Raw genomic sequence first — 12,997 nt, 5'->3', positions numbered from 1 at the left:
ACCGGCGTGCCGGCATCCTGGGCGGTCTTGACCAGCGCCAGGGTGTCCTTGGGGAAGCAGGAGCCGCCATAGCCTGGGCCGGTATGCAGGAACTTCGCGCCGATGCGGTTGTCGAGCCCGATGCCGCGGGCGACCTCCTGCACGTTGGCGCCGGCTTGCTTGCACTCCGACGTCAATCCTCACGTGTTAAAGTGAGCAGGTCTTGACCGAAGGATGTTCTGGCAAACATCTCGACGCGGGCGATGAGCTGCTGGCGTTCGATGACGCCTACAGGTCAGCGATGTACTCCTGGCAGGCGACCTGCAAGCCCTGCTGGCGCAAAGGCGTGCGCACGAACTTGGCCGTCTCCAAAAGGCTGTCGTGCGTGCCCGCATCGAGCCAGGCATGGTCATAGCGTAGCTCGGGGAATTGGAGAGGTGCGCATGCAATCCCGCAAACGACGCTTCATTCTTGTCGGTCCAGCCTTAGTTGCGGGGGCCTTCGTCTCCGACCCGATAGTTGCGGCGGGTGGAGCCGTCTCGTCGAACGAGGCCTCACCTGCGATCACTTGGGCGTCGGGCTCGTTCGAGGTCTGCCTTCAGGAACTCGCCTCGACCGCACGGGACCGCGATGTTCCGCAGGGTGTAATTACTGAGCGCCTCCTCGGCCTCGCTGCCGACCCGGATGTGCTTGCGGCCACGCGCAACCAAGCTGAATTCGAGAAACCGATCTGGGCCTATCTCGATGCCGGCGTCACCGAAGCCCGCATCCGCGAGGGGCAGCAGAAGCTGCAGGAATGGGCCCTGACCTTAGAAGGCATCGAGCATCGGTTCGGGATCGACCGTTACACACTCGTCGCCTTCTGGGGCGTCGAATCCAGCTACGGGGCGGTTCTCGATAACGCGAGCGTCGTCCGGCCTGTGATCCGCTCCCTGGCAACCTTGGCCTGTGGGGATGCCAGCCGCTCTGGATACTGGCGTGACGAGCTCATTGCGGCGCTGCAGATCAGCGGTAATGGCGACGTGGCGCCGGAGCGGTTCACAGGCTCTTGGGCAGGTGCCATGGGCCACACGCAGTTCATGCCGCGGGTCTACCTGGCCCAAGCGGTCGACTTCGATGGTGATGGCAACCGAGACATCTGGACCTCCGTACCCGACGCGCTCGCCTCAACGGCCAATTACCTCAAGGCGACTGGGTGGCAGCCCGGTGAGCGTTGGGGAGCCGAGGTCGTGCTGCCTGAAGGCTTTGATTACGCCCTCGCCGACGAAGTCACGGAACGCAGCTTGTCAGAGTGGCGGCAGTTGGGGGTGCGCCCAGCTAATGCCTCGCTGGCGCCCACCTCGGATACCACGCGTGCGACCCTGGTGCTTCCCATGGGCGCACGCGGGCCCGCCTTCCTACTCATGCAGAACTTTCGCGCTATCCTGCGCTACAATACGGCGCTCGCCTACGCTTTAACGGTCGCCCATCTTTCGGACCGGCTGCGCGGGGCGCCGGCGCTGGCCCGCGATTGGCCGCGCAGCGATGTCTTTCTGACCCTGGAGGAGCGTCGAGACCTTCAGACACGCCTGACGGAACGTGGCTACCCCGTCGGCGGCATCGACGGAAAGGTTGGACCGAGAACGCGAGCCGCCATCCGCGCCTATCAAGCCGCGATCGGCTTGCCTCCGGACGGCTATGCCGACGCAAGCCTTCTTACACGGATCAAGGCGGCGCCCTGACGGTCCGACGCGTGACAAGGACCACATGGGGATCGCGTCGCTCGCAGCTGGGGCCATAAGGACGCATCGTCAACTCTGACGCGGAGCCGTGCCGGTCCTGAGGACGTCGCATCGACCGACAGCAGCCGTGAACTGGCTGTACGGGTCGGACTTAGCGCCTGGATTGTTCGTCTAGGCTAGAGGGCTTACCCTCAGCTGCGCGCTTGCGCCGGCCGACCTCGACGATGCCGAGAGCTAGGAGGGAGACGACTCCAATCCCCCCGATGATGCTGAGCCATACCAGGCCACCCTCCATGTCAGTTATTCCTCTCTGTCGAGCCACCCCAGGGAACTACGGGGACCGCCTAGCGGCCTATCAAGGATCCCCATCCCAAGGCTTTCATCACCTACGTTGGGTTCTCTCGTCAGACAGAATCCAGGATCGGGTCCTGGGCTAAACCCTCCGCCTGAAGTCGCCACATCCGGTCGAACACGCCGCCCGCCCGGCGGAGCTCGTCCACTGTTCCGTCCTCGCAGATCTCGCCGTCCCGAATCACTAGGATGCGGTCGAAGCTCGTCAGTGTGGAGAGCCGGTGCGCGACGGCGATGAGCGTGCGGCCGCGCAGCACCCGGATGAGGGCGGCCTGAATCTCCATCTCGGATTCGGTATCGAGTGCTGAGGTCGCTTCGTCGAATAGGACGATGGGCGCATCCTTCAGGAAGGCCCGGGCTATGCCGATGCGTTGGCGCTGGCCGCCCGAGAGCTTGGCGCCGCGCTCACCCACGAGCGTCGCGTATTGCTGCGGCAGGCGGCCCACAAAGCCGTCGCAGGCGGCGGCCCGCGCGGCGAGGAAGACCGCCTCGTCGCCGGCCTCTGGCCTGGCAAATCGGATGTTCTCCATGACGCTGCGATGCAGGAGGCTGATCTCCTGCGGTACCACCGCGAGGGCGTCGCGAAGCGAGTCCTGTGTGACGCTGGTGATCGGGATGCCGTCGATGAGGATGGCGCCGCGATCGACATCATAGAGGCGTTGGAGCAGGTGGACGAGAGTCGATTTTCCCGCGCCCGACGGGCCGACGATCCCGACCTTCTGCCCGGCCGGAATCGACAGGCTGACGTTGTCGAGCGCGTTGCGGCCCCGCCCATAGGCGAAGGTAACGTTGCGCAGCTCGACCGCACCGGCGCGGCGCGGCAGGGCTGGGGCGCTGGGCACATCACGCACGGTGCAGGGCTTGGCGATGACCGCGAGGGTTTCCTCGATGAAGCCGAACTGCTGGGCGACGTCGACCAGCGACAGGGCCATGTCCTTCGAGCTGTGCAGAATGCGCAAGGTCAGGCTTGCCACCATCACGACGTCACCGGGACTCGCCTGTCCACGGCTCCAGAGCACCACGGTCCAGGACAAGATGCCGGCCGCCATGAGCCACAGGGCAGCGTCGTGAAGGGCCCGTGCCTTTTCAAGATACATCCAGCTTCGGCGCTGGGCGGCGGCCTCTGTCTCGAATCCACCTTTGAGGCGTGCCCACTCGCGGCCGCGCGCTGAGAAGGCCTTGACGGTCCACATGTTGGTGATCGTGTCGACGAGGTCTCCCGCGACCCCGGCTGCCTCGCCCGAATAGGTACGATGGAGCGGCCGACCGCGCTCACCGAACCCGATTAACCCCGCTGTGACGACAACGACGAAGACGAGGAGCGCCACCGTCAGGTAGCCGTTGATGCTGGAGAAGATGATTACCGCGCCACCGACATCGACCAGCGGCGGGATGATCCGCCAGACCAGTGTATTCGTCAGCGCCCCGAAATTGCCGGCCGTGGCGGTGATCCGCTGGCCGAGTGACCCCGCCAGGTTCTCGGCGAAGTAGCGCATCGACTGCGCGCTCAGATGATCGAACAATTCAAGCCGCAGGTCGACGCCGACCCCGACCGTCGCGCGACAGGTCAGCCAACCAGTGAGCCGGGCGAGCAGGCTCTCGGCCGCAATCAAGCCAAGGAAGAGGCCGAGCACAGTCGCAACGGGACCAGCCACGTCCCGCGATCCCGCCATGGCGTCGACGAGGAGCTTCAATGCATATTGCTGCCCGACACCACAGGTGGCCGCCGTCACGACGAGGGCAAACAGGATCGCGAAATGCCAGCGCCAGCGCTTGAGGTGGTGCAGGATGAAGAGCGCGGGCTTGCGCAAATGGGCAGGCCCGGCTTCGAGCTCGCCGGGCTCCCAGTCAGACGGTCCACTAGAGGGTCGACGGGGGGTCTCAGCGAGCATCGTTGCCCCCGTGCATTTCGGCTTCCCTGAATAGGTGCTGCTGCCGGGCGATCTCGGACGCGAATTCTGCGCAGCAGGCGCGACGGCCGTTCTCGTCGGGCGATGAGAACAAGCCGACCTCGCAGAGCCGCTCGTCCTCCCAACCCGGATAATTCAGGATCGGATAGAGGCAGATCCCCTCGACGGGTACGCCGATGCTGCGCGCCGCCCGAACTTCGGCGCAGACGTAGTGCAGCCAGGCGGGCCGCGCCGTGCCCTCCGCCCCCGTCTCAGCGACCATGAGAGGGCGTTGGTACCGGGTATGAACCTCGGCGAGCATCTCGCGAAAAGGCCGATAAGCGTGGTGCCCAAGGGGGATCGTGCCGCCGCCGTGATACCACTGGTTGTCCGGATAAAAGTTGACGCCCACGAGGTCGAGGCAGTCCCGACTTCCGCCAAGTTCCGGTGCGAGGCGACCGCTCACCATGTCGAGAGCCTCGTATTGCACGGTGCGATAGGCTGCCGCTGCTTCCTCGCTCTCGGGCGATCCAGCGGCCACGTGGATGCTCGGCTCGGCATGGAGGAACCGCGCCTGCGGCGCGACGGCCCGGACTGCCGCGGTAGCAGCAATCGAAGCTCGGGCGAGTTGGCGTTTCAGGGCCGGACCCTGGCCGAGGGCGAGGGGGCCCATCCGTCCGATCTCGCCGCCGGCCCAGGCCCAGTAGGAAATCTCGTTGACCGTGCAAAAGAAGGGGGGCTCGCCCAACTCCCCCGTAACAACACCGGCCGCTTCGGCGGCGAATCTGGCGAAACGCTCGATGAAGGCCTCCGACCAGATATCGAGGTCGTCCGGCCAGCCATAATGGCAGAGGTCCCACATTACCTGCACGCCCGCGGTCTGCGCCGCCCGCAGCATGGGGAGAAAGCTCGACCAGTCGTAGCGGCCTGGCGTGGTCTCTATCAGGTGCCAGCGCAGGCCGTCCCGCGCGGCATGCAGGCCATGCTTGGCTAGGGCGCGGTAATCCGCCAAAGCCCAGCGATCGTGTCCAGTCGCCGCGAGGAGGTCGAGGCGCCGCCCATCGAGGCGTCGCTGGCTTGAGCACTCGAAGCCGCCAAGGAACAGGATTGGCGCCGATGACCGACTCACCGCACCCGCCTGGTGCGGCCGGGGAGGGGGCTTGGACAGCGCGGTGGCACCATCGGGTTCATTCGGCGGCATGGCGCAGGGCGGGCGTGCGGGGAAATCCCGCCGCCCGCACGTAGCGGGCGATGGCGCTCTCCAGTGTCGGCATGATCCAGCCGCGCTCGCTCGCCAAGGCAGTGTTGAGGCGCGACTCCGGCACGGGATCGAGGAAGTGCAACGGCGAGAGACCCGCAGCCTTAAGGAGATCCGCGCTCAAGCCCGCCCAGGTCGTCTCCCCAGCGTTGACGAGGTGCCAGAGGTCGTACTCGCCGTCGATTAGGAGGTCGAGCGCAGCGTGGACAAGGTCTGGCAGGTAGGCCGCCGACAGGATCTCCAAGGGGCGCGTCGGAAGCGGTCGCCCGGCCGCACCGGCAGCAAGAATGCCACCGGCGAAGCTGGGGGCATCTTCGCCAAACAGTGCGCCTGTGCGAACAACGAGGGCCTTCGGATGCGCCGCGCGCACGCGCCGCTCGAGATCGAGCGCGCTCGCACCAGACAGGCCGGCGGGGCGGGGAACATCACGCTCGCAGGCAGCGCGATGCAGACGCCCAGGGAAGACGAGGTCGGTGGAAAAGGCGAGGAACGGCTGGCCCGCCGCGGCGCAGGTTGCCGCCAAACGCTCGGCTCGGCCGGCATCAGCGACAAAGGAACCGCCGGGATAGCGCTTGGCGAGGGCTGTCGCGTCGAGCCCTGAGGCATCGATCGCACCCCAGGCGTCGCAGCGGGCGATCTGCTCAGCGAACGAGGCGGAACCGCGATCATCCTCTGCCAGAACCGGATTGAGGCCGCGCTCACGGCAGATGCGCACGAGGCCGGTTGCATAGCCGTGCGGCGCGGTCACCACCAATAGGGCACGGGGCGCACGCCCTCGCATGGGTTGGGGCGAGGCTTGTGAGTGTCCCGATCCATAAAGTCGCGTTTCACGGCGCCACCAGCCCGGCACGTCGAGGACCGGATGAGCGAACGCGCCCGTTTGCGTCAGTGACGCGGCCGCCCGCCCCAGGGCGGTCCGGCGGGGTTCCGGCGCGCGGATGTCGAAGGCGCCAGGTTCATAGAAGCCGGCCCGCTCGACCAGCAGGCTGTTCCAATCGACAGCGCCGAGGAGGGACCACAGGGTTACAGCTCGCACCGGCACGCCCGTGGCGCGCGCCTGCTCGGCCGCTACCCAGGTTTCGGCGAGCCAACGAAGCTGCTCGTCTCGCGTACAGCCGTGGTGCACTTCAGTGATGGCAATCGGACGGTGGTATCGCTCCCAGACTTCAAGAAGACGGGGCAGGGGGCCGGTCGAGCCCTCAGGGAGGATGACGCGGACCGCCTCGGCATCGGCGTAACGGCGTCGACCGTTCCCGCCGCGCAAGGACCTCGGGTAGGCCGATATCCGGCCGTCGAGGTAGCGCTCGCTTGTGAGGTAGTGATTGACCCCGATGAGATCGGGCATCCCATCGCCGTCTCGCAGGAGCGCCAAATCGTTGGGATCAATACCGTGTGCGACCAAGCGCGCGTGCCAGGGATGGTTCCGGTCGACCCATCCGTGGAGAAGATCGAGGCTGAGCCAACGCCTCTCGTTCTCGTAATCTGCCTGGGTAGCAAGTCCCCGCGTGCTGAAGGTCTTGCCGATATCCTCGGTCTGTACGAGCTGCGCCCCCGGCGTCGCCCGGCGGATTGCTCGCATGGCTAGCACAGTCGCCTTGCACTGATTCACCAGCATGCGCAGGAAAGCCTGCTCAGTTCGATGATGCGGGTACCAATGCCCGTAGAGGCCGCTGAACCTCGCCGTGGTCAGCGGTTCGTTGACCGGCGTGAAGTGATCGATCCAAGGATAGCGCTCCGCCACCTGCCCGGCGTGCCGTGCCAAGAGTGCAGGCATCTCGGGATCGAGCAGGCTTGTGTAGCGTGGGCCGCTGCCGTGATGCAGGAGGCCAGCCACTGGACGTAGGTCGAGCGCCTGCATTCTGGCAAAGCGGGCATCCAGCCACGACCAGTCGCAGGTATCCGGATCCTTGGGTGAGACGCTTTCCCATAGGGCGGGGTAGCGCAGGGTGCGGATGCCCAGACCGGCCGCAGCATCGAGATCCGACATACGGGCGGCATGTCCCGTCTCCGCGATCTGATCGCGGAACCGGCCTCGGATTCGAGCGATGGTGCACTCGAAGCCACCCCAAAGCTCGAGGGGAGCCTCCATCACGGCCAACATTCAGGGTTTGCAACGCGCGTCTGCGCGCTTGACCGAAGTTGCCCGCCAAATAGGTGACGCGGCGACGCTGCATCGATGCGTCGCGGCACGTGTCGAAGGCAGCTTCTCTCAGTAAAATACATGTCGACTAAGAAAATCACCGCAAAATTCAAGAGCACCGGGCTAAGCGCTACCCTGTGAGCAATCAAATCGACGCGCATTAACATCTGTATAGGACAGGATCAAAATCATAGTTCATATTCAAGCGAGCGAATACGATGTTGCAGGAACTCAATCACCCTTGCGGGCTTGCGATGAATGCTTAAGCTTCAGGATGGGAAAGACTGGTGAAGGTTGAAGAAGGTTCCTACCTGCGTCCCCTCTCCGATGCATCAGGCGATATGGAGCCTCTGGCCCTTGCGATAGAATCGCAGCGCGCGCCAATCCAATTCGCAAAGGGCGAAACCGGCGCGAGCCGACCGCTTCTTGTGTGCTTCTCCCATCTGCGTTGGGGCTTCGTCTGGCAGCGGCCACAGCATCTGCTCTGTCGGGCCGCAGGCCACTTCGACGTTCTCTTCATCGAAGAACCCGTCTTCGAAGCGGAGGCCGACGATCAGCTTCGCATCGAACCGGTGGAGGCGGGGGTCACTCTCCTCGTCCCGGTGATCCGACCAGGCGATCCGGTTACGGTCACGGCAACCCTCTCACGGCTGATACGCACGCATCTGGAGCGGCTCGTGCACCGTGAACGTCTGTTTTGGTACTACACGCCGGCTGCAGTCGCCTTCTCCGACGATCTGCCGCGCAGTCTTACCGTCTATGACAATATGGACGAACTCTCGGCCTTCCGCGGCGCCTCCCCAGACCTGATCGCTCAGGAGCGCTCGCTCCTGAACCGGGCCGATCTCGTGTTCACGGGCGGCCGCAGCCTCTACGACGCCAAGAGGGACTGCCACCGTGACATCCATTGCTTCCCCTCCTCGGTGGATGCGCAGCACTTCCGGCAGGCCCGTAGCGGCACCCTGCCGGATCCGGCCGATCAAGCCGGGCTGCCACGACCGCGGCTGGGGTTCTTCGGCGTCATCGACGAGCGTTTCGACCAGGACTTCCTCGCCGAAGCCGCGGATCTGCGACCAGACTGGCAGTGGGTGATGATCGGGCCCGTCGTAAAGATCGATCCCGCGACCCTGCCGCAGCGGGAAAACATCCACTGGCTCGGCCCGAAATCCTACAAGGAGCTCCCGGCCTACCTCGGCCATTGGGATCTTGGCGTGATGCCCTTCGCGCGTAATGAATCCACCCGGTTCATCAGCCCGACGAAGACCCCTGAATTCCTGGCCGCTGGACTTCCGGTAATCTCGACGCCGATCGTCGACGTGGTGCGCGATTACGGCGAAACGGGTCTGGCGGAGATCGCCGACAAGCCGATGGCTGCCGTACTTGCTGCCGAAGCGCTGCTGGCGCGTCCGCGGCAGCCCTGGCTCGAGCGCGTCGACCGGCAGCTCGCTGCCAATTCCTGGGATCAGACCTGGGACGCCATGCGCAACCTGATGCTCGATCGTCTCTCCGGCCCGGTCACCGACCGCGAGCGTGTCTCAGGGACCGCCGCGCTCGACGCCTGACGCAAGCCTGCCGCCACCGGCGGCGGCACCAAGCCCGATTGCCACACACCGGCGGCCGAGATCTCGGCCGTAGAGCGAGGTCGCGTATGTATGATTGGCTGATTGTCGGTGCCGGCTTTGCCGGAAGCGTGCTCGCCGAGCGCCTTGCTCGAGATCGCAACGAGCGTGTTCTCCTGATCGACCGGCGCGACCACATCGGCGGCAACGCCTACGATTGCCTCAACGATGACGGGTTGCTGATCCACCAATACGGTCCGCACATCTTTCATACGAACGCCAAGCCGATTTTCGATTATCTGTCCCGGTTCACACCGTGGCGCCCCTACGAGCATCGGGTGCTCGCCGAGGTCGATGGGCAGCGTGTTCCGATCCCGATCAACCTCGACACGATCAACCAGCTCTACGGGCTGGATCTGAGCTCAGAAGAACTCCAGCGCTGGTTTGCCGAGCGGGCCGAACCCGTCGCCGAGATCCGCACGGCCGAGGACGTCGTCGTGTCGGTCGTCGGACGCGAGCTCTACGAGAAATTCTTCCGCGGTTACACGCGCAAGCAGTGGGGACGTGATCCCTCACAGCTCGACAAATCCGTCACCGCGCGTGTCCCGACGCGGACTGACCGGGACAACCGCTACTTCACCGACACCTATCAGGCGATGCCGAAACACGGCTACACCGAGATGTTCCGGGCGATGCTGGACCACCCCAACATCACGGTCGCACTCGGGACCGATTTCCAGACCTTGGGCACGACGCAACGGGCCCGTCGGACGATCTTCACGGGTCCGATCGACGCGTATTTCGACCATTGCTACGGAGCGCTGCCCTATCGCAGCCTGCGGTTCGAGCACGTCACGCGCAACGAGACCTGGCACCAGCCGGTCGCGGTGGTGAACTATCCCCAGACGGAGGAATTCACCCGGGTGACCGAGTACAAGCACCTGACGGGACAGGTGCACGACCGGACGGCACTCACCTACGAGTACCCGGCGGCCGAGGGCGACCCCTACTACCCCATCCCCTGCCCGGAGCACCAAGCCCTATTCAAGCGCTACGAGCAGCGGGCCTTGGCCGTGCCCGATGTCTGGTTCGTTGGGCGTCTTGCCACCTACCGCTACTACAACATGGATCAGATCGTCGGTCAGGCGCTCGCGACCTTCCGGCGGATCGACGAGGCGGTGCCGCGGCAAGCGCACCGGAGCGCTTCTGCCGGCAAGCTCAACGAGGCTAGCCTCGCCCTTACCTAGCCTCGGTTTTTTGGCCGGCGATTACGTGCCGCAGAAGGTGCGATACGGGATGCCGCTGCGCTCAGGGGCATCTGAGTAGCGCTCGCGGCCGGGCTGCTCCTCGTAGGGGCGGCTCAGGACCTGCAAGAGCTCCTCGAAGGGCTTGTAATCCTTTCGCTCCACCGCGGCCTCGATCATCTCCTCGACGAGATGGTTGCGGGGGATGTAGGCGGGATTGACTGCCCGCATGGCAGCCTGGCGCAGCGTGCTGTCTTGAGGCTCCTCCTGCAGCCGCTGAAACCACCTGTCCGCCCACCGATCAAAGACGGTCGGATCGATGAACAGGCTGCGGATTGGCTCACGATCGGCTGACGGCGCCGAGACGTCGCAGAGCCGCCGGAAGGTCAGCGTGAAATCCGCGCCGTTCTCGGCCATGGCTCGCAGGAGATCGCTGGTAAGCGCCTCGTCACCTTCGCGCTTGGTGCTCAGACCGAGCTTGCGCAGGAGACCGCCCTGGTAGCTTGCCTCGAAACGGGGGGCGAAGGCGGCGAGGATGCTCTCCGCCTCGGCAACGGCCGCGGTTTCGTCCTCCGAGAGAAGCGGCAACAGGGTTTCGGCCAGGCGCGTCAGATTCCAGTGCGCGATCCGCGGCTGGTTGCCGTAGGCGTAGCGGCCGTGCTGATCGATCGAGCTGAAGACGGTGCCTGCGTCGTAAACGTCGAGGAAGGCGCAAGGGCCATAATCGATGGTCTCGCCGGCCACCGACATGTTGTCGGTGTTCATGACGCCATGCACGAAGCCGACGAGCAGCCAATTTGCGATGAGGTCGGCCTGGCGCTCGATCACCGCAGCCAGAAGCGCATGGTAGGGACGCTCCGCCTCTCCGGCCTGCGGATAGTGTCGCTCGATCACGTAGTCGGCGAGACGACGTAGCGCCTCGTGGTCGCTGCGCTGCGCAAAGTACTGGAAGGTGCCCACTCGGATGTGGCTTGAGGCGACCCGGGTGATGATCGCGCCCGGTAACACGCTTTCGCGGAAGACGGCGTCGCCAGTGCTCACTGCGGCGAGCGCTCGGGTGGTCGGGATGCCGAGCGCCGCCATGGTTTCGCTGACAAGATATTCGCGTAGCACCGGGCCCAGCGCCGCCCGCCCATCGCCGCGACGGGAAAAGGGCGTCGGGCCCGAGCCCTTGAGTTGGATATCGCGGCGCTGACCACCTCGACCGACGACTTCCCCTAACAGGATTGCACGGCCGTCGCCGAGCTGCGGAACGAAGTTGCCGAATTGGTGTCCGGCATAGGCAGCGGCGATCGGGGTTGCGCCGGGAGGGATGCTGTTACCAGCAAGGAAAGCGACACCCGCTTCACTACAGAGCCAATCGGGATCAAGGCCGAGTTCCTCCGCGAGCTCGCGGTTCAGTCGAATGAGGCTGGGGTTACTTACCGGCGTGGGGGCGACGCGACTGAAGAACCGATCTGGGAGCCTTGAGTAGCTGTTGTCGAACTTCAGCTGAGCCATCACCCAATTTCCCGCGCTTCTAAATGTTAAGCTAATTGCCTCTGAGCCGCCGTTTTGAGCCAACTGCGGCTGTCAAACGGTTTGGCGCTCACGAGTGCCAAATGGATTGCAATTTCCTGTTAGACCCTAGGGAGCGAAGTTGCCAACTTCTTGAGCGCCGCCTTGCCTCCCGCAAAGTTGAGGATGTCGATGCTCCAATTGGGAGATTGCGCGAAGTTGCGTGTCACCGTGCTGATCTTGCGTGGCCCGACTCGCCCACGACGGGTCGAGTCTTTAAGGCTAAACGCGTAAGGGGAGGGCGTCTGATCATGGAAGTTTTTGAGACGGCGATCCCTGCGGTGCGTCGGGTGGTGCCACGCCGCCACGGTGATGCGCGGGGCTGGTTCTGCGAGATCTACCGCGCCGACCAGCTCGCGGCGGCCGGCATCGCCAACGTCTTAGTGCAGGACAACCAGTCCTTCTCTGCCCCGGCCCATACCATCCGCGGCCTGCACTTCCAAACCCCACCTGCCGCCGAAGCCAAGCTCGTGCGCCTGCTCGCCGGCAGCATCCTCGGCGCCGCTGTCGACCTGCGTCGCGCCTCGCCCACCTATGGTCGGCACGTCGCCGTGAGGCTCGATGCGACAGGCGGCGAGCAGCTCTTCGTGCCGGCCGGCTTCGCCCACGGCTTCTGCACCCTGGAATCCGACACGATGGTGGCCTACAAGTTCGACGCCTATTACAGCCCCGCGAACGATCGCAATCCCGTCTGGAACGATCCCGACCTCGCGATTGCCTGGCCGATCGGCGAGGCCGAGGCGGCGCTCTCGGACAAGGACCGCGCCGCACCTCGCCTGGCCGATCTCGGGCCCGTGTTCTAGAGTAGAAGGACAGCCGATGCGGATTTTGGTGACGGGTGGGTGCGGCTTCATCGGTTCGGCGCTGGTGCTGCACCTCGTGCACGATCTCGGGCACGAGGTCGCCACGCTGGACGCACTCACCTACGCGGCCAACCCGGTCTCGCTTTCCAGCCTGGAGGGCGATCCCCGCCACCGCCTGGTGCAGGCCGACATCTGCGATGCGCCCGCCGTCCACGCGCTCTTCGCGGACTTCCAGCCCCAGGCCGTGATGCACCTGGCCGCCGAGAGCCATGTCGACCGCTCGATCACCGATCCGGGTGCGTTCGTGCGCACCAACGTCATCGGCACCCAGGTCATGCTCGACGGCGCCCGCACGCATTACGAGGGCTTGGGCAGCGCCGACAAGGCGGCGTTTCGCTTCCTCCACGTCTCGACGGACGAGGTCTACGGCTCGCTGCCGCCCGAGGCCTTCTTCACGGAGGCGAGCCGCTACGATCCGCGCTCGCCCTACTCGGCC

The 12,997-nt window shown here is 65.1% G+C and carries 9 protein-coding genes and 2 pseudogenes; 5 read left to right on the top strand and 6 right to left on the bottom strand.

Going from position 1 to position 12,997, the window contains the following annotated elements:
- Positions 1–164: pseudogene (locus MFF55_RS25540) on the bottom strand (UDP-glucose 6-dehydrogenase); the annotation flags it as partial.
- Between the two features lie 8 nt (positions 165–172).
- Positions 173–387 (bottom strand): annotated as a pseudogene (locus tag MFF55_RS25535) (glucose-1-phosphate thymidylyltransferase RfbA); the annotation flags it as partial.
- 35 nt (positions 388–422) lie between these two features.
- Between MFF55_RS25535 and MFF55_RS25530 the strand changes: the two are divergent.
- Positions 423–1,700: a lytic murein transglycosylase gene (locus tag MFF55_RS25530; RefSeq protein WP_238246911.1), complete on the top strand. Its 1,278-nt coding sequence runs from the start codon at positions 423–425 to the stop codon at positions 1,698–1,700.
- Positions 1,701–2,104: 404 nt separating this feature from the next.
- On the opposite strand, the gene MFF55_RS25525 is transcribed toward MFF55_RS25530, so the two are convergent.
- The 3 genes from MFF55_RS25525 to MFF55_RS25515 are packed head-to-tail and all read right to left on the bottom strand — an operon-like array spanning position 2,105 to position 7,185.
- On the bottom strand, positions 2,105–3,943 hold the full coding sequence (locus tag MFF55_RS25525; protein WP_238246910.1) for an ABC transporter ATP-binding protein: 1,839 nt from the start codon (positions 3,941–3,943) through the stop codon (positions 2,105–2,107).
- On the bottom strand, positions 3,933–5,069 hold the full coding sequence (locus MFF55_RS25520) for a beta-glucosidase (RefSeq protein WP_238246909.1): 1,137 nt from the start codon (positions 5,067–5,069) through the stop codon (positions 3,933–3,935). Before MFF55_RS25520 ends, MFF55_RS25525 begins: the two co-directional genes overlap by 11 nt.
- A 58-nt stretch (positions 5,070–5,127) precedes the next feature.
- Positions 5,128–7,185, bottom strand: coding sequence for a sugar nucleotide-binding protein (locus tag MFF55_RS25515; RefSeq protein WP_238246908.1), 2,058 nt, complete (start codon positions 7,183–7,185; stop codon positions 5,128–5,130).
- A 440-nt stretch (positions 7,186–7,625) separates the two neighbouring features.
- Between MFF55_RS25515 and MFF55_RS25510 the strand changes: the two genes are divergently transcribed.
- A complete protein-coding gene (locus MFF55_RS25510) occupies positions 7,626–8,900 on the top strand; it encodes a glycosyltransferase (RefSeq protein ID WP_238246907.1) in 1,275 nt (424 codons plus the stop codon).
- Between the two features lie 86 nt (positions 8,901–8,986).
- Positions 8,987–10,144 carry a UDP-galactopyranose mutase gene (glf, locus tag MFF55_RS25505; protein WP_238246906.1) on the top strand — a complete coding sequence of 386 codons (1,158 nt, stop codon included), beginning with the start codon at positions 8,987–8,989 and terminating at the stop codon, positions 10,142–10,144.
- Between the two features lie 21 nt (positions 10,145–10,165).
- On the opposite strand, the gene MFF55_RS25500 is transcribed toward glf, so the two are convergent.
- Positions 10,166–11,644, bottom strand: coding sequence for a protein adenylyltransferase SelO (locus tag MFF55_RS25500; protein ID WP_373874874.1), 1,479 nt, complete (start codon positions 11,642–11,644; stop codon positions 10,166–10,168).
- Positions 11,645–11,949: 305 nt separating this feature from the next.
- Between MFF55_RS25500 and rfbC the strand changes: the two genes are divergently transcribed.
- Both rfbC and MFF55_RS25490 read left to right on the top strand, forming a co-directional pair.
- Positions 11,950–12,501 (top strand): dTDP-4-dehydrorhamnose 3,5-epimerase, encoded by a 552-nt coding sequence (gene rfbC / locus MFF55_RS25495; protein ID WP_238246904.1) that lies wholly within the window; start codon positions 11,950–11,952, stop codon positions 12,499–12,501.
- Between the two features lie 16 nt (positions 12,502–12,517).
- A partial coding sequence (locus MFF55_RS25490) for a dTDP-glucose 4,6-dehydratase (RefSeq protein WP_238246903.1) occupies positions 12,518–12,997 on the top strand: 480 nt, incomplete at its 3' end.

The organism is Methylobacterium iners (assembly GCF_022179305.1).
GTDB lineage: Bacteria > Pseudomonadota > Alphaproteobacteria > Rhizobiales > Beijerinckiaceae > Methylobacterium > Methylobacterium iners.
This window is presented reverse-complemented; position numbering and strand designations above follow the sequence as displayed.

Excerpts from the sequence above, each read along its gene's own strand:
- MFF55_RS25530 (WP_238246911.1), top strand. The coding sequence starts at position 423 with ATGCAATCCCGCAAACGACGCTTCATTCTTGTCGGTCCAGCCTTAGTT.
- MFF55_RS25525 (WP_238246910.1), bottom strand. The coding sequence starts at position 3,943 with ATGCTCGCTGAGACCCCCCGTCGACCCTCTAGTGGACCGTCTGACTGG.
- MFF55_RS25515 (WP_238246908.1), bottom strand. The coding sequence starts at position 7,185 with ATGTCGGATCTCGATGCTGCGGCCGGTCTGGGCATCCGCACCCTGCGC.
- glf (WP_238246906.1), top strand. The coding sequence starts at position 8,987 with ATGTATGATTGGCTGATTGTCGGTGCCGGCTTTGCCGGAAGCGTGCTC.
- rfbC (WP_238246904.1), top strand. The coding sequence starts at position 11,950 with ATGGAAGTTTTTGAGACGGCGATCCCTGCGGTGCGTCGGGTGGTGCCA.